This is a genomic window from Moritella sp. 24, from assembly GCF_018219155.1.
In the GTDB taxonomy this organism is placed as follows: Bacteria; Pseudomonadota; Gammaproteobacteria; order Enterobacterales; family Moritellaceae; genus Moritella.
Map to the genome: position 1 here is coordinate 1,634,580 of NZ_CP056123.1, position 26,219 is coordinate 1,660,798.

Here is a 26,219-nt window from a genome sequence, read left to right on the forward strand (position 1 = left end):
ATCTCATTTTTTGAATAATAACGGTAAATAACTGTCAGTAAAAGCATCATCTATATATATGTTTAACTGTGTTTATTCATTGTTTTTTGTTTATCCATCTTAACCCTGCCTTAACCCTCCATTTTTTATACTGACCTCAGTAGAATTGAGGAGATAAACAATGGCTTATTCGAGTCCATTACGATATTCAGTATTAGCATTGACGTTAGTAACCCTTATTGGTTGCAGTAACACCGCTGTTGATTACCAACATAATGCCGATTTAGCACGTACAGCGGTTACTGATTGGCAATATGAGCAACAAGATGCTGTTGAGCTGACGCAATTAACCCAGCTTATTGCGATGCCTAAGCTGACAAGTTTAGTCGAACAAGCGATATTGCAAAACCCAAGTTTGCAACAAACGGCGATTACTCTGCAAATTGCTTATGCACAACGGGGTGTAACAACAAGCGGACGCATACCACAAGTGAACGCAGGCTTTAATGCTGAGACTAACGAGGAGAGTGATAACTATCAAGCGGATGTTAGCGTAAGTTGGGAGTTGGACTTGTGGCAGAAGATTAGCGATGAAGTGCAAGCGGCGGATATGGATATTGCTAATGAGCAGGCTGTTTATCAAGGCGCACGTGATGCATTGGCTGCGAACATAATGCGTAGTTGGCTACAAATAAACTTACAACAGCAGTTAATTACGATTGAAACATCGCGATTGGCGGTATTAGAAAATAATGAACGTTTTATTTTAAGTCGCTACCGTAGTGGATTAGGGGCACTTGAAGAGCTAGATAACGCACGAACAAGTAGTGCACAGACTCGCGCCACCTTAGTTGATAAGCAAGAAACACTCGCACAGAACCAACGTAACTTAGGTTTGCTACTTGGACAAACGACAGCCATTGAAGCAAATAGTGAATTTCCAACAGTGCTACAGCCGTTAGCGAGTTTACCGGATCAAGATTTAGCTCGTCGACCAGATTTGCAAGCGGCTTACGCAGCAATTAGTGCCGCGCAATATCGCACAGATGTGGCGTATAAAGCGTTACTCCCATCCATTAGTTTATCAGCTTCTTTGACTGACATTGCTAACTCACCCAGTGAAGCGTTATTCACCAGTCCCGCATGGAGTCTGTTAGGTCAGTTGACTGCGCCTATCTTCCAAGGGGGGAAGTTACGTAGCCAGATTGATATTGCCGAACTGAATACAGAGAAAGCTTACTGGGCATATCAAGAACGTTTATTAACAGCTGTGAATGAAGTTGATAATGCGCTAGGGCAAGAAAAGTCCCTTGCGCGTCAGCAACTGCATTTAAACGATGCTTTAACCAGTGCAAAGCGCAGTGAAGCGAATTATCAAACCAAATACCGTCAAGGGCTGGTGGATATCTTAGATTTACTGACCGTACAGCAACAAACATTTGATCTGCAATCACAATTAACACAAGCAACATATAACCGACTTGTTAACCGTATAGATTTAGGACTGGCTTTAGGGCTTGGCATTACCACTGACAACGCTGGAGAGACATCATGAAAAAAAATGTTATTACTATCGCAATCACATTAGCCGCCGCTGCAAGCATTTTTGCTGTGATTAGTTACAACAGCGCGAAAATGGACGCGGCGGGTAACGCGAACCATGGTGTTGCAGCGAAAGCGGTTGTGCAGTTACCTGAAGTAGCAGTGATGGCTGTGTCGAAAGGTAACTACCAAGCGGAAGTGATTGGGTATGGTGAAGCAAAATCACGTTATCAGTTAACTTTAACCAGTGAAGTGAGTGGTCAGGTTGAATCAATAGGGCAGAACTTTGCAACAGGTAAACAATTTAAACAGGGCGAAGCGGTTATTCAAATTAATGACATTGATTACCAGCAAGCTTTGACTAGTGCACAAGTGACAGTGGCAGACGCTAAATTAGCCTTGTTAGAGGAACAGCGTCAAGGTCAACAAGCGCGTCTTGAATGGAAGAATTCGGGTATTACAGGTGAACCAGAGTCGCCTTTAGTATTACGTGAACCACAGTTAATCGCGGCACAGGCTACATTGAAAAATGCACAAAGTCAGTTAACAAAAGCGCAGCGCGATCTAGATAAAACTGCGATTGCAGCCCCTTTTTCTGCATTAGTGGTCAGTAGAGATGTGCAATTAGGCAGTTATCTGCAAGTGGGAAATACCATCGGCACGCTATACAGTACTGATCGTATGGAAATTGAGATCCCCTTATCGGCGCACCAATGGACAAGTTTACCTGATATCAGTGGTGCGGTAGAAGGGCAGTGGCCCGTTACTTTAACGAATACCACCGGAGATGCGCAGTGGCAAGGTTATGTAGAACGTGTAGAGCAACACCTTGATAATGCGAGTCGTCAGCGCTCATTAGTTGTTGTTGTCGAACAGCCGTTAGCGCAACAAACACCGTTATTTCCAGGTACATTTGTTACTGCCACCGTGGAAGGTAAAGCGCTGAATAATTTATGGCAGTTACCTGCAACTGCAATCTCACAAAATGGTGACGTGTGGTACATCGGTGCAGACGGATACTTAGCAACGTTCACCGCGAAAAAACAGTTTTCTCAAGGCGAGTTAAGTTATATCACGCCAGCTGAAGGGATGGAGAGTGCCAATATTATCATTCGACCGTTAAACAGTTATGTGCAGGGGATGCAAGTTATCGCAAAGCACAAAAATCAAAGTGACATGCAGCTTGCTGACGTTACTCGTTTAGACATTAAAACCTCCAGTGTGGCGGCCAATCATGTGAGTGTGAAATTATGAGTGAACACAATAACCCGTTATCACAGCCGCAACGTCATTTATCACAATCGCAAGTGCAGACGACCATGAATCCTTTACAAGGGCTGATCAGTTGGTTTGCCAGTAATTCTGTTGCAGCGAACTTATTATTGATCAGTATTATTTTATTGGGTGTGATGGCGTTAGGTAATTTACGTAAAGAAGCATTCCCAAGCATTGAACCTGACACCATTCGCGTATCGGTTAATTACGATAGTGGTGATGCGAAGCAAGCGGAAGAAGGCATCGCGATTAAAATCGAAGATGCACTGGAAACCGTAGCAGGTATTAAACGTATAACGTCGACATCTAATGCCAATGGTAGCTCCGTTAGTATTGAAAAAACCAGTGGTTATTCACTTGATACCTTACTCACTGATGTAAAAACCAATGTAGATGCGATTAATAACTTCCCTAGCGATGCTGAAAATCCAGTCATCGACAAAGCGCGACGTCAAGATCATGCATTATGGGTACAGCTGTATGGTGATGCCGATCGTACAAGGTTACAGGCCTTAGCCGAAAAACTAAAATCAGACCTATTAGCAAAATCAGGTATTCGTGATTTAGAGATTAAAGCGAAAACAGAGCCGATGATCTCTGTCGAAGTTGATGAGGCTAAATTACAGGCATATGGACTGACTATCGCTGATATTTCAGCTGTGATTAATGCCGAATCGGCAACACCATTAACGACAAGTTTACGTAACGGTGAAAAAGTGATGCGTTTAAAAGCGTCGTCACAAGCTTATCAGCAAAGTGAGTTTGCCAATATTCCGGTTATCACGAGCAGTAACGGCAGTGTGGTGACGTTAGCGGATGTTGCAACTGTGACAGATACGTTTGCAGATGACAGCTACAGTTTATCGCGTTATGACCAACAAAATGGCATGGCAATCGAGATTGTGATGGACGACTACGGTGATATCACCCAGATTGTAAAACAAGCGCAAGAGGTGGTTGATGAATGGCATGAACGCGGGTTACTGCCTGCAGATGTAGAGCTGGTTACTTGGTACGATCAAAGCGATACGATCACTGACCGCCTGTCACTGCTAACCAAAAATGCGTTAACGGGTATCGCACTGGTGTTTATCGTATTAGCGCTGTTCTTGAACTTTCGCGTGGCATTTTGGGTGGCAGCTGGTTTACCGTTTGTATTATTCGGTACCTTGTTCTTTATGCAAGACGCGTTCGTTGGTTTAACGATTAATGAAATGACGACCTTTGGTTTTATTATGGCGTTGGGTATTGTCGTTGATGATGCGGTTGTGATTGGCGAAAGCATCTATACCACGCGTAAGGAAGAGGGCGATACGTTAGCGAATACAGTTAAAGGTACGATGAAAGTAGCGATACCGACATTGTTTGGTGTATTGACGACGGTGGCTGCATTTGTCGCGATTGCTAATGTTGACGGTAATCTCGGTAAGATCTATGCGCAGTTTGCGGGTGTGGTGACTATTTGTTTATTGCTATCAATGGTGGAGTCTAAACTGATTTTGCCATCACATTTAGCGCACCTTAACACGGCCCGTCAATCGACGGTTGGTCTTAAAGGACTGTGGGCGCGAATTCAAGGTGCCGCAGACGCAGGTTTACAGTGGTTCAACGTCCGTATCTATCGCAATGTGATTGAGTGGTCATTAAAATTACGGTATGCCATTATTTTAGGATTTATTGCCTTATTTATTTTGGTTGTTGGCTTGCCGTTAACGGGTAGTGTTCGTGTGACCTTCTTCCCTGATATTCCCGGTGAAGTAGTGAGCGCGGATCTTGTTATGCAAAATGATGCCAGTTTTGGACAGACTAATACTAACTTATTGTTGTTAGAACAAGCCGCAATACAAGCAGATAAAAACTTACAAGCAAGGTATGACGACGCTGAAAATAGCGCAATTAACAGCTTGCAGGTGATAGCGGACGATGACAGTTCTGGTAAATTAACGGTAGAACTCGACTCTGAATCTGTTTACCCATCAAATGAATTTACGGCAGAATGGCAAGCATTAGTAGGTTCGCCTGAAGGGGTTAAAAAACTTAAATTTCTTTCTAGTAAACATATGGTTGATAACTTTAAGGTTGAATTGAAATCGTGGGACAATGCCACGGTGAAAGCGGCTGGTGAACAATTTAAAACAGCATTAACATCAATACCGGGTGTGAGTGGTATTGATGACAACCTTAACCCCGGTCAACCGCAGGTGCGTTTTGTATTAACAGAGCAAGGCCGTAGCTTAGGCATGGATACCGCGACATTATCACAGCAAGTACTGCAAGCATTTGGTGGTGATATCGTACAGCGTTTTCAACGTAATAAAGACGAAGTGAAGGTGCGTGTTCGCTATCCAGAAGCACAACGCCAAACGTTAGCTGATATTATGCAGGCGCGTGTTAGAACACCGGATGGTACGGTTGTACCACTTAGCAGTGTTGCGACGATTAGCAGTGAATATCAAGAAGACGAAATCACGCGTATTGATAGTTTACGTACTGTGTACTTAACCGCATCAGTGGATAAATCGATACTGGCATCAAACGAGCTGGTGGTTAACTTACAGCAGGACTTAGTCCCCGTGTTAATGCGTCAGTTCCCAGAACTAAATATACACTTTGCTGGTGAAGCAGAAGAGCAAGGCGAGACAACTAGTTCGATGGTTACTGTGTTTGTTGGTGCGTTACTCGCGATTTACGTACTGCTAGCGATTCCGCTTAAATCGTATGTGCAACCAGTGCTGATCATGTTTGCTATTCCTTTTGGTATCGTGGGCGCGATATTAGGGCATTGGCTAAATGACCTTACGATTAGTATCTTGTCTCTCAACGGTATTTTGGCGTTAAGCGGGGTAGTTGTGAACGACAGTTTACTGCTTGTATCACGTTTTAATGAGCTGATGAAAGACGCTAAACTATCATTGCATGATGCGATTGTAACTGCCTGTAGTAGTCGTTTACGTGCGGTATTGCTGACATCGGTGACCACGTTTGCGGGACTGGCTCCTTTACTCGGTGAAACGTCAACGCAATCGCAGTTCTTGATCCCTGCTGCTGCCTCATTGGGTTATGGTATTTTGTTTGCTACCTTGATCACCTTGATATTGATACCGGCTTTACTGTTCATTCAATATGAAATTAAACAGTTTTTCGTTAAGATGATAGGGAGTAACGAAGCGAGTTTAGGGTAGTGGGGAATATGGACTCTCCCTTGAATAGACGTTAACTCTGTTATTTGTGTCGTGCGTTAATAATTAATTTAAGGTAAGTAAAAATGTTAAACCTGTTGTTAGTGGAAGATGATTTAGATTTAGCGACCGCTGTGGTTGATTATTTAGAATTAGAAGACATTCAATGTGATCATGCCATGAACGGACAGGCAGGTTTAAACATGATTATTAGTAATGACTATCACGCCATTATTTTAGATCTTAATTTACCAAAAATGGACGGATTAACGGTGTGTAAGCATATGCGCGAGCAGGGCATTGATACACCAGTGTTGATGCTTACCGCCCGTGACAGTTTGGGCGATAAGTTGGTGGGGTTTGATGCTGGTGCTGATGATTACTTGGTGAAGCCGTTTGCGATGGAGGAGTTAATCGTACGTATGCAAGTATTAGCGCGTCGTCGAAGTGGTCAAGTGAAGCGTCTAACCTTGGCCGATTTAGAACTCGACCTACAGCAAAAACAAGCCTATCGCGCAGCGCAGTTATTAAAGTTGTCGCCCACCGCGTGGAAAATCCTTGAAACATTAATGCGCGCGACCCCCAATCCCGTATCTCGAGAAAAATTAATGCAGGCGGTGTGGGGTGATGAACAACCGGACAGCAATAGCTTAAAAGTGCATATTTATAATCTACGTAAACAACTGGATGCAGGTGATGTGCCGCCTTTGTTACATACGGTGACAGGCTTAGGTTTTGCATTGCGTCATGATGATGGAACTGCATCATGAAACTAAGACCTAGTTTACGATTATATTTTCTTGGCGCGATGCTGTTTTTAGGTGTGAGTATGGCCATTACTTTTTCAGCATTGACTGTGAATTATTTTGTTGAGGGAATGGATTCTGTATTGCGTGGCACTATGGTCGAAGTTGCAGACACAGAAGGGATAGAAGTAAAAGATAATCAACCGATTATGTTGTTAGACTTTCATGTGGCGAGTCGTTGGCAAGACTTACCTCGCGAGGCGAGAGATAGCTTTGGAAAACCACCGACTGAGATGTTTGAATTAAATAAACATATAGTGAAAAAAGAACTGTTTTCTCCTCCTAGTGAAGTGCATTTTGTCATGGTAATGAAAACAAAGCCGGGGCAGTTATTGTATATTTATAAGTCTTTTAAAGGCGATTTACATGCGCGATTATCTGATGGGCCGGGTTCGCAATTTGTCTGGATCCCCGTTTTTGGTTTAAGTGGCATTGTTGTTTTTGCTTTATTGTTGATCATGGTTATGCGCCGTGTCGCTTCACCTGTTGAGGCATTGCGTGACTGGGCCAAATCATTAAATGCCGAGAGTTTACAGCAACCACCTCCGGAGTTTAAATATAAAGAACTGAATACGTTAGCTACAATTGTTCATAACAGCCTTAACTCAGTACAAGAAAGCCTTGACCGAGAACATGAGTTTTTACGCAATGCCAGTCATGAATTACGTACACCCATTGCGGTTATTCGTACTAATGTAGAGTTACTCAATAAAATAAACAGTAAATCACCGATGACGGAAAAACAGCAACAAGTGATAGAACGTGTTGAACGTGCTGGTTTTACCATGAGTCATTTAACGGAAACCTTGTTGTGGTTAAGCCGTGACGAATCTTTATTGTTAGTACCAGAGTCGGTAAAATTAGACGTTCAAATTAGGCAAACGGTTGAAGATTTAAGTTATTTATTACGCGGGAAGTCGGTTTGTGTTGAACTCAATACAAGTGAGTGGCAAGTCAAGGTGCCTGCAACGGCCTGTCGTATTGTCTTAGCTAATTTGGTTCGTAATGCATTTCAGCATACTTACCGTGGTGTAGTGACGATTACTCAACAGCAAGGTCAAGTGATTATTCGTAATGTTAATGATGATGAAACAAGCGATACTGATAGCACGAATGATCTCGGTTTTGGGTTGGGACTAAAACTAACTGATAAACTGACCGCTCGCTTTAATTGGCCTCACGAACGGTTAGTTGAATCTTCAGGGCATAAAGTAACGGTTCACTTTACCACCCTGAACGAGACTAAAACGGTGCCGGATAACGTTTAAATACCGACTCGATATCTGCAAGTACCTGTGGTGTTAGTTGGGTTGCAAAGGCGTTAATATTTTCTGTAAGTTGTGGTAGCGTCGTTGCGCCAATAATAGTGGACGTTACACCGTCAACTTGATCACACCAAGCTAATGCTAATTGGGCTGGTGTAATGCCACATTGGCGGGCAATGTCAGCGTATTCAGCAGTCGCAAGTTGGGCTGCTTCAGTATCTCTAAATAGTTTGTTGCGTTGTGAGAACGTCCATCGGCTGCCTTCAGGACGAGCATTGTTTAGATACTTACCTGATAGCATTCCTGTGGCGAGCGGTGACCAAGGTAAGTAGGCAACATCTTCATGTACACAGTTCTCGATTAGATAGGGCCAATCTTTCGCGTGTAATAAACTGAACTCATTTTGAATCGATACCATGCGTGGTAAATTGTGCTGATCACTGAGTTTTAGGTAGGTATTAATACCCCACGTTGTATCGTCAGATAATCCACAAAACCGGATCTTACCAGCGTCTACACAGCGTTGTAAGCCAAGTAATATATCAAGCATTTGTGCAGTATGATCAGCACTATTTATATCACTGAATCGAATGTCATTAGGCTTGTTTCGGCTAAAATGCGGGTTGGGGCGGTTTGGCCAGTGTAATTGAAATAAGTCGATGTAATCGGTTTGTAAGCGTTTTAGCGAGGCATCAACAGCTTGTACGACCGAATCGCCAGTAATGGGATCGCCGTTACGAACCCAAGGTAAGCCGGGGCCAGCTATCTTGGTTGCTAATACAATATCTTTACGGCGATGCGGATTTGCTGCCAACCAATTACCGATAATGGTTTCTGTTTTACCGTAGGTATCTGCTGACGGTGGCACTGCATACATCTCTGCCGTATCAATAAAATTGACGCCCTGTGCGAGTGCGTATTCGATTTGTTGATTCGCGTCTTGCTGATTATTTTGAAATCCCCATGTCATGCTGCCTAAGCAAACGCGTGACACAGATAAGCCGCTACTACCTAGTGTTGAAAATTGCATTGTCATCCTTATGCTACTTCTTTCTCATTATCATTATAGGTTAAGGCAATACTAACAAACATTTGTTCACAATTAAGAAATGCATCGACAACTGCGGGATCAAAATGTGTTCCTTTTCCGGCTAAGATGATCTCTTTTGCTTTATCGTGGCTAAACGCGGGTTTGTATACTCGCTTTGATATGAGCGCATCATATACGTCAGCCAATGCCATTAATCGACCAGAGAGTGGAATGTCATCGCCTTTTAGCTGAGAGGGATAACCACTACCATCCCATTTTTCATGGTGACTGAGGGCAATTTCTCGTGCAATAGCAAGAAAACTATTTGAACCCATCTGTTTTTCGGCGACTGCAATTGATTCTGCGCCTATGGTGGCATGGGTTTTCATTATTTCAAATTCGTCGTCAGTGAGTTTACCTGGTTTTAGTAATATGCTATCAGGGATACCCACTTTACCGATATCATGCAAAGGCGCTGACTTATAAAGCAATTCGATAGTGTCATTGGTGAGGTAGGCTTGATACTTGATGTGATTTTGTAATTGAATTGCTAAGGCTCGCACATATTCTTGGGTACGTAAAATATGACCACCGGTTTCATTGTCGCGGGCTTCGGCTAATGCTGATAATCCGACAATTGCCACATCACGTGTTTGTATAATTTCGGCTTTGCTTTGTGATAGTTTATTAAGCATTTCATTAGTGTAATAAGCAATAATACCGAGCTCACCTTGGTGTGAGACTGGTACGCGCGCATTAAGGTCACCTTTAGCAGCAGCGATTAATACCCGTTGCTGATTATCTAATAATAAGCGCAGCAGTTGTAACCAGTGATACATAATCGTGCAGGTATAAGCAATGAGTACTGCGGCGACAAATACAAACTCTTTTACAATACTAATCAGTGCAGCTTGCTCGTCATAGCGCCCCATATTTTCGGTTAACCAACGTACATCTTTGATCATAATCATCGCGAGGATTGTTGTTAGCATTATCACGATGAATACAACTAAGGCTGCAAGTTGACTGGCTATCGAATGACGCAGGTGAGTCATGTTTTCAGGCAGTTGTTTGAACTTAGCGTGTGGATAATGTCTTATTTGTGCTTGCAAGGCTAAATCGAGACTAATTAAGGCACCTAAACAGCCAATCCCAAACAGCACTTTCAAACTGCTCTCTATGGGGAAATCATAATAACCTATGTACCAAGCGGCAAGCGCGGATGCACCGAGAATGAAAATGGCTAATTCGAGTAGCACATTTTTAAAATCAGCGTGATCTGGGAGTAGCTTATTTCTCACGATAAACATGCAGCTAAAAGTGATAAAAGAATAGAGGCTAGTTTGCCAAATTGAAATAGAATCAATAAATGGACATACGCGACCACCATAAATGCTGAACACGAGCGCAGCCGTAAAATAGTGCCATGCTGCGGTTTTTTTTGTCAGTAGTAACATAGTCATAGGTGCATTCCTTGGCGTTTAACAGCATTTAGTATACTTAGTTTTGATTGAGATACTATTCCCCCAATTTGTATATAATCGGATACATAGCTTATTTAGTTACCGCTAACTTGATAAAATACTTAGTTGTAAATTATATCTATATTAATCATGCTCTTATATGTAAATTCGTATGCTTTAAATGATCAATCCGCTAGGGCTTAATGCTCTGACCAGACATTTTTAATCTGTATTCTTTGAAGCGCTGCACATAAACGTGAAACATTGTCGCATTATTCGTTTATTCCATTGTGAGTACCTAGTCATTGGTAGCTTTGAGTGTTTTAATGATTTTGTACTGAGATTACAGTATGAACGTTGAGTATTTAAATAAGGTTAAGCCGTTTAGACTTTATAGGACAGAGAAATGGAATTATCTCACGAATCGAATGCTTTAGATGCATATATGCAGCAAGTGAACAGAAGTAGCACCTTACTTACAAAGGAAGAAGAGTACGAGGTTGCGGTCGCTGTAGGTAATGGTGATTTACGCGCGAAAAATCGCATGATCGAAGCAAATTTACGTTTAGTTATTAACGTCGCTAAACGTTATCAATACAGTTCCATTCCTTTGGTTGATATCATCCAAGAAGGAAATACAGGATTAATTCGCGCGGTTGAAAAATTTGATGCGAGTAAAGGCTATCGATTTTCAACATATGCTATTTGGTGGATTAAGAATAATATAGAACGTTGTATTATGAATAGTTCTCGGACGATCCGTATTCCCATTCACGTGGGTAAGATGTATAAAAGCATCGCTAAAGTAGCAAGAGAACTCGGGCTTGATGTGGGCAGTGATAATGATCTGGTTGTTATTGCTAAGGTATTAGAAATTGAAATTGATGAAGTGATGGACGTATTATCTTATTACTTTAACGAACTCAGTTTAGATAAAAATATTGTTACCGATAATGATTCAGTCACAACACTGTCCGATATTATTGAAGACGTATCAACGGTAACCCCAAGTGATGAGTTTGAAGGGGGAAATACACGTGATCATCTTCTCGCTTTATTGGACAACTTACCGACGTGTGAGCGGAATGTTGTTGAGCTTAGATTTGGTCTAACAGGCGAAGAGCCACTGAGTTTATTGCGTATTGGTGAGCGTTTATCTATTTCTCGAGAAAAAGCCCGTACTATCATCCGTACTAGTTTAAGAAAATTAAAACCAAAGTTATTAATGAATAGTGTGCAACAGCACGATTATATTTCTTAGTCTCTAGTGTCTTAGTTAATCGCTTGCGACTGAATGTGGCAAGCGATATCAAGATGATGTGGTGTTTATATTGATGACTTGTTGTTGCTTTAGATGGCGCATTCGTTGCTATTTTAGCTGTTATTAATGGCTGTTTTCAAGCGAGAGTAATTGTTGTTTTAGCGCTAAGCCATAAGCATAACCAACGAGTTTGTTATTCGCGCCAATAACACGGTGGCAAGGAATGATAATCGGGATTGGGTTTTTGTTGTTTGCCATTCCGACAGCTCTCGATGCATTTGGATTTCCTAAGCCGGATGCAATATCTTTATAACGGCGTGTTTCCCCGTAAGGTATCTTAGTTAATTGCTGCCATGCATGACGCTGAAATACAGTTCCCACTGGATTTAATTTCAGATCAAATTCTTGACGTTTACCATTAAAATATTCGCGTAACTGTAATTTAGCATCATTAAAAAAAGTACTGGAGTGATGCCAGCCTGTCGCAATATCAATCGTTTTGGTGCCATTATCAATTAGTAATTGCGTAATACCGTCTTCATTTCCAACTAGAATGATATGGCAATCTTCTTCACCTGAGGGCGTAGTTATTTGAACGGTGAATTTATCGTAATACATAAGGACGTTACAACTTAAACTTTTAAATATAGATAGTTAAAGTTTAGTTTAAAGTTACAAATTTTATTGTTATCTGGATCGGATAAATGGAAGTGTGCTAGATAATAATGAACATAACCAGCAAGTCAGACCAATGGTTTAACTTGCTGGTTTGTTTAGTCTCATACTTAACGATGAGACTAAACTATTGTGGCACTGTTATGTGGCACTGTTATGTGGAATTATGATGCAGTCGGAATAAAGGTTTTTGCTAAATTACTGATTGTATCTATGTCTGTTTTCAATTCATCCATTTGCGTGACAACGGTTTCGGTATGTTGCCAGTTTAGTTCAGAACCTTGTTTAATATCGATAACGTGATTATTTATCTCGTTTGATACGACGCTCTGTTCTTCAGCAGCGGTTGCGATCTGCATTGATAGTTGTGACAGTTGCTGCATTTTTTCATGAATAATCGCAATAGCCTGATCTGATTGCTCTGCTTTTATTACACATTGGTCCGCATTGTCTTTATTTTGCTTCATCATCACTAGCCAATCATTAATGGTTTCCAACATCGTCGATAAACTTGTGTGAATGTGCTCTGCCGTATCTTGAGTTCGTGAAGATAGCGTACGTACTTCGTCTGCGACAACCGCAAAACCACGGCCTTGTTCACCAGCGCGGGCTGCTTCGATTGCTGCATTTAAGGCGAGTAGGTTGGTTTGGTCGGCAATGGCTTGAATATCTGTCATCAAGCTACCAACATTTTGTGCTTCGGTGTTTAGCTTATCTGCTGCAGTCGAAGCTTGTTCAACTTCATTCGCTAATTGTCTTACTTCAATTGTGGTGATGTTGATGCCACTTTGCGCTGTTTCACACAGTTTAAATGTCGCGTCAATTTCATCAGATGTCGTCACGCTACTACGGACAATCTCATCTGTAGAGCTTAACATTTGTGACATTGCAGTACTGACTTCGGTTAACTCTTGCTGTTGGTGAACTAAGTTCGATCTGATTTGATCTGTTCCTTTCGATACGGTTATGATCACATCTTGAACGGGTTTTGTTGAATCGAGGGTGCGCTCTAAAATGGCTTTAATTTTGGTTTTAAGCAGTCCCATATTGAAATCAAAAACACTGGCGGTCCCTTTACCGAAGTAGACTTGGCGACTAACGCTGTCAAACGTGCTTTGCATACGCTGTGCTTTTTGTGCCATTGGAATGATATCTTGCCAAAAAACCAGCATGGGTGTGACAGCTGAGAAGAAAGCAATTAATGATGCTGCAAAGCCTAAATAGTTATAAATGAATACTTGAGAAATAAGGCTGATTAACGTTAAGAAGGCGAAGCGTTGTGTTCGAGTGAATTCAAACAAAAAGCTTTTTCCTTGTAATTTCTTGTATACGTTACTCGCACGGCTAATCATTTGTGGCGTTGCTGGTGTGCTGACTTCTTGATGGCCTGTAATTTTACCCTTTTCAAATTGTGGGGTAATAAAGGTATCAAGCCAAAAATCTTTACCATTTTTATTCGTTTTGCAAACGACACCCTGCCATGAGAAGCCCTGAGCTAAGGTTTTTCTGACTTCTTCGATGACGACTGCAGGCATGGTTGACGAATCTAACTCGCGGCTACTTTTCCCTAATAATGCATCTTGTGAATAGCCTAATGCATCACAATAATCTTTGTTCGCATAAGTATATTCACCCTTGCAGTTTACTAATGAAATTAATTGCGCAGAGTTGTCAGTCATCAAGTTACCTATTTATATGTAAAAAATTGGTTAAAAAAACAAAATAACATTGAACTTACTGTTAGTCATCTGATTGTTCTTGTTTATGCGGTAATTATAACTAATTGATGGTAATTGAGGCGTATTAACAGTCAGGGTTAATATGATAGGGACATTACGAAGGGAACAAAAAAGCCTAGGGATTAACCTAGGCTGCATTTAGTTTTAAGTTGATTAATTAATGATTAACATTTCCAACAATGAATTGTAGTAGGGAAGTTATACCAAGTTGGGTTAGATATACCACCTGTTTCAGCCCATGCTTGCATTTGTGGATAAGCAAGTAACACATCGATATATTCATATGGGTGACTCCATGCTGTTGGAATATTCAATGCAAAAGGATGACCTGTTGCTGTTTGATAATAAGTACTTGTACCTGTGTTTGTTGCATCATCACCAGAGCCAAGTAAGCTTACGTTAACTAAGTCTGTTGGTGCTTTATCAACAAGGTGAATCTCTTTGCCACGTTGACCCACTTGATAGATAAATGGATTAAATGGTGCACTACCAAGTGATGCACTATCTACAGGTGTTGTGAATACCATTGTAAATGCGACTGGTACGAGCGCTCTATCATCTCCGCTTTGAGTATTATAATAAGGGAAAGCGTTTGCAGGTAATACATCGAAAATATTCTCGAATAGTACCATGACTGTTTCACCCGCATGACCTGCTTCTGGCGTAATTGCGCTTGGGGTGCCATCAACAATAAAGGTCGAACTTTCTACATTCGCGGCTTCAGTACCTGGGAAACTAATCGCGAATGCATTTGCATAACTTGCACCACGAGCCACGGCTGAACCTGTGAATGTAACTTCTTTAACTTGGCCTGCAGCATTGGTGATACGATTAAATGTATGCTGAAGTACGAAGTCATTTAGATCATAATCTCCTTTGTTTGGCCATAGATCTTCAAACGCTAATGTTGATTGTGTTGAGTAGTTATTAAAGGCACGATCTGGATCGGTTGGGTAATCATCGTTCGCATCTGTTACACCATCTTGGTCACAATCGACGCCCACATCTTCCCATGTTGCAAATTCTGGGTCACTCGCTAAGCCATTAGAGTCTGTTGCGGTGACTTGTACACGCCATGTTTCACCTGCGACGGTTTCAGCGGCTAATACGGTATTACCAGTGTGGTCTGTTTTACCGGCTACTTCGTCATCTACTACGCTGCCTTGACCAATATCAACAAACCAACGATATGAGTAGGTCACACTGTCGCCATCGGGATCAGCAGGTGTAGGGCCTGTTACACCAACAACAAGATCATCGGTAACTAAAGTACAGGTACTCGGTGTCATTGATAACGTCGGTTTCGACGGTGGTAGGTTACTGGTTTCCATGTAAGTAATCGTTAACAAGCTGTAATCTAGGGTGGTGATCCAGCCTGCTGCATTCATATCAATATCAACGAATGTATTGATAAGTCCATCATCGGTAATGGAGGAGATTGGGAGATCAAATGAGGTTTCAGACCAAGTACCATTTGTTCCTTGTAATAGACCGGGGTTTAAATCGACACCATCAACACTGATACCATCATATTCACCATTAAGGCCATGAAACGCTTCTGAATCTACATCATAGGCACGAATGAGTAATGTCGCACTTTGAATTTGGACTAAAGGATTACTCATTACTTCTGCAAAACTGTGTTGCCAACCGAAATCTGCGCTATGTCCAGATGAAATGCCAAAACCACCCGATCCTGATTGTGTATAGTGTGGGGCTGTACTTGCTGAGTTAATTTTTTGTGTGTAGGTATACGTACCACTATTATTAACCGTACCTTCTTCTGTTGCAGCTGCTAATACTGAACCTGATAATGCAAGTAGACCAAGACAACAGAGCTTATTTAATTTAAATTTATGCATATCTATATCTACCTTTTATAATAAGTCAGAATCAAGAACCACATCGCAACCTAACGCCAGCGTTGTTGTTATTTGTTCTTTATATACTGTATTAATGCAAACGGAGTCTTCTATTTTAGTTTTGACTGTAATGCCTTTCCATGAATTTAAAAGTGTTAGCAGTACCTTCGCTTCACCTTCTCTGTTGGTCATTGCTTTTAAGATGGGATCTGCACTTGTGTCGTTGTTTTCATCTATGCTGTAGACTTCAATGTAAAATTCACCGGCGTAATCAAGCGGTATACCACTTGCTTGGCTAATTGTGCTGACGTGTTTTAAATTAATTACTTCTGAGTTTTCCATTGACCAATCAAAGCCTGTCGGAATTATCGTATCTGAAAAAGCAGCTGGCGCAGACCCTGAGTTACCATTTACATGGCCACCTGTACCGGAGTTGCTTGCATTCCCATTTGGGCTAGAGTCACCACTGCCACAACCGGCCAGTAATATAGATGTTACAAATAATACAAGGGGAGTTTTCTTCATAGTTTACACCTTATTTCATCATTTTCGGTAAATGCAAAACTCAAGATTTTAGAAATTGAAAATCCATATTACGTTTACCCCGAATCTTGTAAGGGTTATTGCAAAGCGGGTGCCAGTTTGTCATTGCTATATTAAACAATGACTTATGTTTTTAGTGTGGATTTGTGCTTTATTGATTCGCATTTTGCAATGCAAAGTTGGATGCAAATATCGGAGAAAGAAGAAATGATCATGTATTGACGTAGTGTTAAAGCATAAGACAAAATAACGCATTAAGTAAATCTAATTGGAAATGACTATGAACGGCACAAACAGAACGAATATTAAGAAAGGTTTAGCGGTATCGATTGTATTAAAGCAAGACCAACGCAGTGGTAATTTGACTGATGGGATAGTAAAAGACATTTTAACTAATTCGCCAAATCATCCACACGGTATTAAAGTGCGTTTAGAAAATGGCGATGTGGGTAGGGTTAAGATTGTTAAGGAGTAGGGCCCTTACCTATATTTAGAATACTGATTATGCTAATCTACCTCAGTCTCCACGCATTCAAATCTGAGGTTAAGATTAGCTATGCACGCCAATTTTTATGATGTTAATGCTCAACAGTTAGCAGATCAATATCTATCAAAATCCTTCGAAGAAGTACATGCTGCATGGGCTGAATTCTTACCTCCAATTTTAAAAAAATCTAACGCGCGTATTCTTGATTTAGGTGCTGGAGCTGGGCGTGATAGTAAATATCTTGCTGAGCAGGGGCAAGTAAACGACATCAGCATTGTTGCTGTGGAACCAGCTAAGCTATTAGCTGAAATTGGTCAGCAACAAACGCAAGGTTTAAATGTAAAGTGGGTAGAAGACTCATTACCTGCACTAGATGTTGTTAGCCGCCAAGAAGTCAGTTTTGATCTAATCCTACTCAGCGCTGTGTGGATGCACATCCCTAAAAGCGAACGATCTCGTGCGATTCGTAAATTAGCTAACCTACTTAAGCCAGGTGCGAAATTAGTTATATCTCTGCGTCATGGCCCTAGTGGTGATGAACGTAAAATGCATGATGTTAGCACCGAAGAGTTAGAGTTATTGGCGAAGACCGTTGGGCTATCTGTTGTACTTAAAACTGAGCATGATAGCGACAAACTTGGTCGTGATACTGTGCATTGGCAAACAGTGGTATTACAGTTACCTGACGATGGTTCGGGTGCATTTCCCTTTATTCGTCATGTAGCATTGAATGATGGTAAAGCAGCGACACATAAATTGGCATTAATGCGCGTATTATTACGTATTGCTGATGGTCACCCGGGGGCAGTCATCCGCCGAGAGCATACTTTGCAAGGTAGCCGAGTTATATTACCTGTGGGGCTGGTGGCATTATATTGGTGTCATCAATACAAGATCCTTATTGACCAGCATGGCTTATACCAAACCCCAAATAAAAAACCGAATATGGGATTCATGAAAGAGGATGGTTGGCATCAATTAACTCATCGTTCAGCGACAGATTATCGTATTGGCCATCTCTTTGTTGGAAAGGATGCAAATGCATTACACCGGACGTTAACAGCGGCTGTAAGTAATATTAAAAACATGCCCTGTAAATATATAACCTTGCCTAACAGTGATGTCAGTGTATTTGAAGTGGAAAGTAAAACGGTACGAGCCAAAGACAGCTTATTTTTAGATATGGAGTCTTTATCGCAATGGGGTGAGTTTTCACTACCTGAAACAGTATGGAATGCCTTTGCACGTTATGCGTGTTGGGTTGAACCTGTGCTTGTCAGTGAATGGATGAAAACGATGAAAGGCTATCAAGGTAACCAAAGTCCTGAGCAGCAACTAGCAATTGTTAACTCATTAGATTGGTTAGAGGCAAAGCGCAATACCACCGAGATTCGTAATCGTCTTGAGTTGTTACAGCAAACACAAAGTCAGCAATGTGTTTGGTCTGGTAAAGTATTAAAGCAAGAATTTGCTATTGACCACTGCATGCCATTCGCACGCTGGCCGAATAACGACCTCTGGAATCTACTGCCAAGTGACAGCAAAGTTAACGGCCAAAAAAGTGATAGCCTGCCCACTGCTAGAAAGCTCAAGAATGCGAAACCTTTGATTATCGAATGGTGGCAGCAAGCTTGGAATAATGACCAAGCAGACTCAATACGCTTTTTTGCTGAAGCTAATATAGCCTTACCTGGGCTCACTACGACTAACACCTCAATCGATGATCTGTTCGAAGCGTTAGAGTTACAGCGTGGGCGACTGAAAGAAATGCAGCAGTTGAGGGAGTGGGGATAGTATCCCAAAGTTTCATTAGTACTAAATCATTTAAATCAATATTAATGAACTTTGTTCTGATGAGTACTCTGCCATCAAGTTCGGTCACTTCATTTTTATAAGCTTATGAAAGTAAGGTGTGTTAAAAAGTCGTTTAGTATTAAAACTTTTACAAATGACACATCTGATTAAGCTATCTTTTCTAAATATATCCTCTTAACTATTTATTGTATAAACGAAATAGGCAAATAGCCTGTAAAGAGTAAGATCAGCATCAAATATACTATGGGAGTTATTTTATGGTAATCACGCTCAGTGAAAACGGAGATTAAATCGATGAACATCAAATCAATCACAAGCCTAAATCAAGGTGATCTATGTCCTAAATGTGGCTTAATTATCTGCATGCCACCTAATTTGATGGCTAACTGCCTTGGTTGTGGCTATCTATTAACAGAAGATTAGCGAATACTTTATCAATACCGACTACATCAATGTGCAATTAGTACCGTTCGTTTAGAATACGCGACCAATCAACCTGCAAATACATAACAAAGAGCCTCATTAATGCAAAAAGACATCCAAGCGCAGTTTCAACAAAGCAGTAAAGAATTGCTTGATATGGGACTGCGGGGGAATACCTTACTCAGTTTTAATAAATCAGCGAAAACCTTAGATATTGTCGATGAAAAATCAACGCAAGTATTCGATTTATTAGTTGAGAAAAAGAAGGCAATGAACTTTTTGCCTATCCCGTCAGACTTGGATGACGAAGATGCTGATGACAGCACAGGCTTGACACTAAAAGCACTGCAAACACATTTAGAAGAAAGCAAAGGGGACGATCGTCATCTTGATGCTTCATTACAAACGCAACTAACCACAAGACAGTTAGAGCAACAACTGATTCGTTTAAATGCAGATGCACTGACTTTTATTCAAGAGCAAGGCGTCGACCTGCTTTACCTTGCGACTGGTTTTATCAAATGGTTTGAAAGTGATGTATCAGATAAACCGCGTTATGCACCTTTGGTTCTTATCCCTGTCGAGATGACCCGTAATGCAGCAGGTGAATCATTTAAAATCAACTTTACGGATGCTGACCTCGGCCCAAATCTAACTTTAGCCGCCAAGTTGAAATCTGAATTTGGGATTACATTACCTACATTTGAAGTGGATGAGGCATTTACTTTAGAAGGATATTTTGATGAGGTGAGTAAAGCCATTAAAACAGAACCGAGATGAGTACTTGAACCGAACAAGATTGCAATGGGGTTCTTCTCATTCGGTAAATTCCAGATGTATCAAGACTTGTCTGATGAAGCATGGCCAGAAGGAAAAAAACCGCACCAACACGGGGTAATATCAAAACTGTTCGGTGAGGGTTTTGAAGTTGACCGTACTGAACTTGCTAGTGCAGATATGGATGTAAACACCGTCGAGAAGTTACATCTGGTTTTGGATTCGGATTCAAGCCAAACAGAAGCGGTACTCGCAGCGAAAGCGGGAAGTAACTTGGTGATACAAGGACCTCCGGGAACAGGTAAATCACAAACTATTACGAACATCATCTCGCAAGCGTTGGCTGATAACAAAAAAGTATTGTTTGTTGCCGAGAAGATGGCTGCGTTAGAGGTGGTAAAACGTCGATTAGATAATTGTCATTTGGGTGATGCAGTGCTGGAACTACACAGCCATAAAGCCAATAAGAAATCAGTGTTATCAGCATTAGAATCAAGCTTATTACAAGACGAGCCATTAAGCCCTTCGCGTCACGACGATATTCACAAATTAACGGAACTGCGTGCCAAGCTAGACCAATATTGCGAAGCCGCGAATACCTCTATTCTTGCCAGTGAAAAATCATATGTCACAGCATTAGGCGAGTCATTAAAGTTTGAACGTTTGACGATGGATATTGAGGCTCAGCCTTTACCATTAGCGACACAATGGACTGCACGTGAATACAGTCAGGCACTAGGTAAGATCCAAGAGCTAGTCACGCATTTAGAAGCGCATAAGGCACCGAGTCATAACAGCTTCAGTGCGACTAGCCTTGATGATTTTTCACCTATATTACAAAAACAAGCAAAGCGTACTTTAAATAAAGCGATTGTTGATACCAACAAATTAATAGCGGAAGTACAGCAGGTTACTTCGACGTTATCTGTTTCTGTTCCCGTATCGTTGGCTGATTGCGATGCCGTTATCGCACAAACTATTGCAATGATTGAAAAACCAGATTTTGGTGATATCGATTGCAGTAAAGCCTTATGGTTAAAGCATTGCGATAAATTAATCGAGCTTATTGCACAAGGTATTGAGTTAGATAAGCAAAAACAAACGTTGGCTGAGACCTTTATTGATGCAGCGTTCGACTTTGATTGGTTATCTGTTCGTGCTGCACTGGTTAATTACGGCAGTAAATGGTGGCGATTCTGTTCAGGCAATTACCGTAATGCAAAAGCAAGTTTTGCTGGCATGATGAAACAGGGCTTACAAGGTAATGCGGTTGATTGGCTGAATCAAGTTGATGCTTTACTGGCGTATAAAAGTGCATCTACACGTTTTAATGAACAAAACACCGTGTTAGTGACCACTATCGGTAACGATTGGCAAGGCAGCCAAACAGAATGGCTACATGTCGAAACCGCAGCAAGGTGGTTGCAGCAATGTTATCAACAAACCAATACACAAACTGATGGTGATGTATGGGAGTCGTACGTCTCAACGCCATTACCCGCAGAATTTGACGACGCACTTGTAGCGCGTTTGACGGGATTGCAAACGGATATAACAGCACTCCTGAGTGAGTTAGCGGTGCAATTGCACATTGATGCGCCATTACTGATGTCTCGTTTACAGTTAACATCGATTGATAAGATGATTGCAGGTGACGCTCATGCGTGGGCTGTTGATTTAGATAACGTCTATGCGTTGACGCGTTTCAATCGTTTAAAAGCCGAATGTCAGACTCTTGAATTGGCTGAGTGGGTATTAAACGCAGCAGATTGGCAGCATGAACCAGTGCTACTCAAGCAGCAATTCGAACTGAGTTATTACCGTGAATTAATCAATTATGCTTACGGTAATATTGACGAGATCCGTTATTTCGATCGTGTTGCTCATGAAAAGGTGATTGAAGAATACAAAAAGGTGGATAGTCAGTTGTTCACTTTTTCACAAGAAGCGTTGGTCCGTCGTCTATTTGAAAATCAGCCTGATGCAACCGCAAAAGGTGAAGTGGAAATACTGCGTCGTGAATTTAATAAGAAGCGTCGCCAACTGCCGTTACGTCGTTTGCTTATCCAAGCGGGCAGAGCAGTACAACAGATTAAACCTGTGTTTATGATGAGCCCAATGTCTATTGCGACTTACTTACAGCCAGGTGTTGTAGAGTTTGATTTAGTGGTGTTTGATGAAGCATCACAAGTCAAAGTTGCAGATGCACTTGGTGCCATATTACGAGCAAAACAAGTGATTGTTGTGGGTGATACTAAACAGATGCCACCGACAGACTTCTTTGGTAAACAACTCGAGATGGATGACGAAGAGGCTGAAAACAGTGTAACAGCTGATATGGAAAGTATCTTGGGCATGTTTTTATCGGCAGGTACTCCCGAACGTATGTTGAAATGGCACTATCGTAGTCGCCACGAGTCATTGATTGCGGTATCGAATCAAGAATTTTATAACAATCAGTTATTGATTTTTCCATCGCCGGGCATTAACCCAATGGCGAAAGGTTTATCGTTTAATCATGATGCTGACAGCAGTTACGATAAGGGTAATTCGCGTACTAACTTAGGTGAGGAACAGTCAGTAGCAAAAGCCGTCATGTTACATGCTGAAACGAAGCCGAGTATGACCTTAGGTGTTGTGGCCTTTAGTACCGCGCAAAGCAATGCGATCTTATTTGAAGTTGAGCGCTTACGTAAGGAGCAACCAGAGTTAGAGCACTTCTTTGCTAACCGTGAAGATGGTGAGCACTTTTTCGTGAAAAACTTGGAAAATGTGCAGGGTGATGAGCGTGACACTATTTTCATTAGTATTGGTTATGGGCGTACAGCAGAAGGGCGCTTAGGCTTAAACTTCGGTCCACTCAACCGTGATGGTGGTGAACGTCGCTTAAACGTATTGATATCACGTGCACGCATGGCCATGGAAGTATTTGCTAACTTTACTGCAACCGATATGGGAACCAGTGATGCGTCACCATTTGGTGTGCGAGCCCTAAAACACTTCTTACAATATGCTGAAACAGGCGTGTTAGTGAAACAGGAAGAAACCGGCAAAGCGCCAGACTCGCCATTCGAAGAAGAAGTTATCTACGCGATACAGCAATTGGGTTACAAGGTAGAGCCGCAAGTTGGCTGTGCAGGCTTTTATATTGATATAGCAGTGCGAGACCCAAATAATCCGGGACGTTATATGCTCGCTGTTGAATGTGATGGTGCGACGTATCATAGTTCTCGAACTGCTCGTGATCGTGATCGTATTCGCCAAAATGTTTTAGAGGGATTAGGTTGGCGTTTCCATCGTATCTGGAGTACTGATTGGTTTCGTAATGCGCATAAAGAAACACAACGATTAGATGACAGCATTAAAGCATCCATTGCCTTTTATCAGGCGCTAGATGTACAACCTAAAGATACGGCTGTTGTCGTTAATCACAATCATGTCGTTGAGAAAGCAGCGATTGAGCGTGTAACTGTTGAGCGCACTAATCATCAGGTTAATTATACCTGTTGTGCATTAGCTGAACTTTATTTAACGGTGAATCATACCATTCCTGAAGTATCTACCAGCGTTCTTGCGCAAGACATTGCTAAGATTGTGAGTGTAGAGTCACCTATTCATATTAAGCAAGTGGGTCAGCGATTACTATCAGCAGTTGGTTCAACGCGTTCGGGGGCTAAAATTAACCGCTCTATCGTAGCGGCGACACAATTATTGGTGGGCAAAGGTGACGTAATCTTAGATGGTGATTACCTTTTATCTGCAGCACACTGCACGAAAATAAACAGTACGGTAATAAACAGTACGGTAATAAACAGTACGGCAATAAATAGCTCTCAAATTGCAAACGACCTACGCACATTTACTGTTCGTCACCGTGGTGAATTACCGAACAGTGAGCGTAAACTAGACCTGATCCATGATGATGAGATAAAAGCAGCTATTCGTACTGTTGTTGAAGGCGCTTACTCGATATTAACACAAGACACGATGGCGTCAGCAATCGACTTACTCGGCTTTGGTAATTTAAGTGCGCAAATGAAACAACGCTTAACCCAGCTGGTGGATGAAATGGTACAGGACAATATACTTAACTCTCGCGGTGATGTATTAAGTTTAGAAACAGCGTAAGTCATGCTTAGCGGCTAGTTATTAAGTGAGTTATTAAGTTAGTCATTAAGTTAGTTTAAAACAGCCTCATGTAGAGGCTGTTTTATTTTCAATACGTGTGAACAGATAATAAATTTTTAATTTTAAGGATTATTGTATGAATCGCTCCTCGCATAACCAAATAACAGACCCTGAAGTCGTCGATTATTTACAGCGCGCATTGTTCTTTGATGAGGTTGAGGTCTATTGGCGCGAAAATCATGGTATGTGCCCAGGTAGTATTATTGACGCCCTTGCTGATATGGTACCGGATACTCATATAATGGAAGTGAATTATATTCCGCTAAAGCGTGTCGTTGAGATCTGGAATGGGGCAGATATTGACGATATGTGGATACAGATCTAACAATATCAAAAATCTGTAAACCTCCCCCCACCATTACACGTTCCCATACGCCATGAAAAAATGGGATGTAGCATGGAAATATATCATTTTAAGACACTAATTTATAAACGATATATGAATAAATCTTCATTTTGTAGTATTTTGCTATTCACACATGATGTGTACATCTCTGTCGTTATTCGATGTGAGGTTCTTATTAGGATGAGTTAATAGTGAAAAGTTTATTTGATGGTGCATTTAGTGCAGGCAAGGACGTAAAACAAAATCAAGTGGTTGAACAAGCTAAAGGTTTTTTGACTCAAAATAATGACGTAGAATTTATTGCAAGAGAATCATCATCTATTACATTAGTAACAGTGAGGGAAGGGCTGTTACCAAGTGTACTTATTATTAATGGTTTTTTATCGCAAGACGGTGAAGAAGTATTAGATTGGCTGAGTGTTGTTGATAAAGTATATCCAAACAATAAAGTGATTCATGTGCGTTGGAATGCAGGGTATTTTACCGACATAGTACGAGACGATGGCATTGCGACACGTGATGATAGTGCCGCAGATAAACTGCTTGAAGCTGCAAAGTTAGCCATAAATATGACACCTGAAGGTGTCGCAGCCTTGGTGGGGGAGCTCGTGACAGACAAGCTCGTCGGGCATTGGAAAAAATCGTTTAATGAAACACTTCACGCAGGGCATGATTTAGCAAAAATAATACAGCATGATCCGTGCTTACATGGCTCAATTGTCATGGGTTATTCATTAGGCGCAAAGGTTGCTTGTCAGACATTGAATCACCTCGACGCGAATCAAATTTCCACTTGCTACCTACTGGCTGGCGCTGTGTCTGCAAAGGCTGAACAATGGTCGTCTATTTTAAATAAACATACAGAACTACAGCTCATTAACTGCTATAGCGATAACGATGACATATTAAAAAGTGCGGATGGTGCTGGGATGTTATTTGATCATGCGCCCGCAGGTCTTGCATGCATCGAAAATCAGCATAGTGAGCAAGTGATGAACTTAGATGTATCAACATTTACATTCGGGCATATGAATTTTAAAAATGAAAAACTAGGCAGCGCATTGGCTAACATTAAAAATAAAACAATGCTGTGTCTATAACCTCAAAAATAGTATTTAATCTTGTAACAGAGCTAAGTCTCCTCTCCTTCGTTCGACGAAACTTTGTATTTGACGTTTATTCATGTGTTTTTAATCGCTCCTAAAAAGGGCGATTAAACAAATTTGTTAATCATATCAATCTGATTACTAACCTGTAATCAGCACATCCATCTTCATTAATACGATTAAATTTTGGTTTTAGGCATTCGTATCACCATCATCACAGCAGAGTGTAAAGTTATTACCATTGTTTTGTAGTACTTCTATCGTATTGATTTATTAGAGTTTTTTCTTTTATAATAAATGAATTATTTTAAGTTTAAAGATTTCTATAGGCGCTAATGAAAACTACGGGATTTTGAACTGGCTAATATCACACTAAGCACATAAAATTGTTAGTTATACTTTATATTTGGTTGGTGTGTATGTTTGAGCGTGCAAAGATTTAGTTTTACTCTACTATC

Annotated in this window: 19 protein-coding genes; 13 read left to right on the plus strand and 6 right to left on the minus strand. The window is 41.1% G+C overall.

Going from position 1 to position 26,219, the window contains the following annotated elements; translation table 11 throughout:
• Nucleotides 1-160 precede the first annotated feature (160 nt).
• The 5 genes from HWV00_RS07430 to HWV00_RS07450 all read left to right on the plus strand — a co-directional run bounded on the left by HWV00_RS07430 (nt 161) and on the right by HWV00_RS07450 (nt 8,049).
• Complete coding sequence (locus HWV00_RS07430; protein WP_211685466.1) at nt 161-1,534, plus strand: TolC family protein; 1,374 nt, start codon at nt 161-163, stop codon at nt 1,532-1,534.
• On the plus strand, nt 1,531-2,775 hold the full coding sequence (locus tag HWV00_RS07435; RefSeq protein WP_211685467.1) for an efflux RND transporter periplasmic adaptor subunit: 1,245 nt from the start codon (nt 1,531-1,533) through the stop codon (nt 2,773-2,775). Before HWV00_RS07430 ends, HWV00_RS07435 begins: the two co-directional genes overlap by 4 nt.
• The gene (locus tag HWV00_RS07440; protein WP_370630498.1) at nt 2,772-5,978 is read left to right on the plus strand and encodes an efflux RND transporter permease subunit; all 3,207 of its coding nucleotides are present in this window, start codon (nt 2,772-2,774) and stop codon (nt 5,976-5,978) included. Before HWV00_RS07435 ends, HWV00_RS07440 begins: the two co-directional genes overlap by 4 nt.
• 83 nt (nt 5,979-6,061) lie before the next feature.
• Nucleotides 6,062-6,745: a response regulator transcription factor gene (locus HWV00_RS07445; protein WP_211685468.1), complete on the plus strand. Its 684-nt coding sequence runs from the start codon at nt 6,062-6,064 to the stop codon at nt 6,743-6,745.
• Nucleotides 6,742-8,049 (plus strand): HAMP domain-containing sensor histidine kinase, encoded by a 1,308-nt coding sequence (locus HWV00_RS07450; RefSeq protein ID WP_211685469.1) that lies wholly within the window; start codon nt 6,742-6,744, stop codon nt 8,047-8,049. The genes HWV00_RS07445 and HWV00_RS07450 overlap by 4 nt, the downstream gene beginning before the upstream one ends.
• Here the strand turns inward: HWV00_RS07450 and HWV00_RS07455 are convergent.
• Nucleotides 8,024-9,076 carry an aldo/keto reductase gene (locus HWV00_RS07455; protein WP_211685470.1) on the minus strand — a complete coding sequence of 351 codons (1,053 nt, stop codon included), beginning with the start codon at nt 9,074-9,076 and terminating at the stop codon, nt 8,024-8,026. The two genes, HWV00_RS07450 and HWV00_RS07455, sit on opposite strands and share 26 nt — an antisense overlap.
• An 8-nt stretch (nt 9,077-9,084) precedes the next feature.
• Entirely contained in the window at nt 9,085-10,539 is a 1,455-nt protein-coding gene (locus HWV00_RS07460) for an HD-GYP domain-containing protein (protein WP_211685471.1), read from the minus strand.
• A 406-nt stretch (nt 10,540-10,945) separates the two neighbouring features.
• Here HWV00_RS07460 and HWV00_RS07465 point away from each other — a divergent pair, with 406 nt between their 5' ends.
• The gene (locus HWV00_RS07465) at nt 10,946-11,800 is read left to right on the plus strand and encodes an RNA polymerase sigma factor RpoD/SigA (protein ID WP_211685472.1); all 855 of its coding nucleotides are present in this window, start codon (nt 10,946-10,948) and stop codon (nt 11,798-11,800) included.
• Nucleotides 11,801-11,923: 123 nt separating this feature from the next.
• On the opposite strand, the gene HWV00_RS07470 is transcribed toward HWV00_RS07465, so the two are convergent.
• The 4 genes from HWV00_RS07470 to HWV00_RS07485 all read right to left on the minus strand — a co-directional run bounded on the left by HWV00_RS07470 (nt 11,924) and on the right by HWV00_RS07485 (nt 16,601).
• Nucleotides 11,924-12,418, minus strand: coding sequence for a methylated-DNA--[protein]-cysteine S-methyltransferase (locus HWV00_RS07470; RefSeq protein WP_211685473.1), 495 nt, complete (start codon nt 12,416-12,418; stop codon nt 11,924-11,926).
• Between the two features lie 221 nt (nt 12,419-12,639).
• Complete coding sequence (locus HWV00_RS07475) at nt 12,640-14,154, minus strand: methyl-accepting chemotaxis protein (RefSeq protein ID WP_211685474.1); 1,515 nt, start codon at nt 14,152-14,154, stop codon at nt 12,640-12,642.
• Between the two features lie 224 nt (nt 14,155-14,378).
• Nucleotides 14,379-16,076, minus strand: coding sequence for an LruC domain-containing protein (locus tag HWV00_RS07480; protein ID WP_211685475.1), 1,698 nt, complete (start codon nt 16,074-16,076; stop codon nt 14,379-14,381).
• 15 nt (nt 16,077-16,091) lie between these two features.
• Nucleotides 16,092-16,601 carry a hypothetical protein gene (locus HWV00_RS07485; RefSeq protein WP_211685476.1) on the minus strand — a complete coding sequence of 170 codons (510 nt, stop codon included), beginning with the start codon at nt 16,599-16,601 and terminating at the stop codon, nt 16,092-16,094.
• Nucleotides 16,602-16,899: 298 nt separating this feature from the next.
• On the opposite strand from HWV00_RS07485, the gene HWV00_RS07490 reads away from it, so the two are divergent.
• The 7 genes from HWV00_RS07490 (at nt 16,900) to HWV00_RS07515 (ending at nt 25,755) form a co-directional block, all read left to right on the plus strand.
• Complete coding sequence (locus HWV00_RS07490; protein WP_211685477.1) at nt 16,900-17,094, plus strand: YwbE family protein; 195 nt, start codon at nt 16,900-16,902, stop codon at nt 17,092-17,094.
• 81 nt (nt 17,095-17,175) lie between these two features.
• A complete protein-coding gene (locus HWV00_RS07495; RefSeq protein WP_211685478.1) occupies nt 17,176-18,900 on the plus strand; it encodes a methyltransferase domain-containing protein in 1,725 nt (574 codons plus the stop codon).
• A 315-nt stretch (nt 18,901-19,215) separates the two neighbouring features.
• A complete protein-coding gene (locus tag HWV00_RS21430; protein WP_255418839.1) occupies nt 19,216-19,344 on the plus strand; it encodes a hypothetical protein in 129 nt (42 codons plus the stop codon).
• A gap of 102 nt (nt 19,345-19,446) precedes the next feature.
• Nucleotides 19,447-20,124: a DUF4011 domain-containing protein gene (locus HWV00_RS07500; RefSeq protein WP_211685479.1), complete on the plus strand. Its 678-nt coding sequence runs from the start codon at nt 19,447-19,449 to the stop codon at nt 20,122-20,124.
• A 24-nt stretch (nt 20,125-20,148) separates the two neighbouring features.
• Nucleotides 20,149-24,249, plus strand: coding sequence for a DUF3320 domain-containing protein (locus HWV00_RS07505; RefSeq protein ID WP_211685480.1), 4,101 nt, complete (start codon nt 20,149-20,151; stop codon nt 24,247-24,249).
• Nucleotides 24,250-24,385: 136 nt separating this feature from the next.
• Complete coding sequence (locus HWV00_RS07510; RefSeq protein ID WP_211685481.1) at nt 24,386-24,634, plus strand: hypothetical protein; 249 nt, start codon at nt 24,386-24,388, stop codon at nt 24,632-24,634.
• A gap of 212 nt (nt 24,635-24,846) precedes the next feature.
• Nucleotides 24,847-25,755, plus strand: coding sequence for a DUF726 domain-containing protein (locus HWV00_RS07515; RefSeq protein ID WP_211685482.1), 909 nt, complete (start codon nt 24,847-24,849; stop codon nt 25,753-25,755).
• The last annotated feature ends 464 nt before the right edge of the window (nt 25,756-26,219 follow it).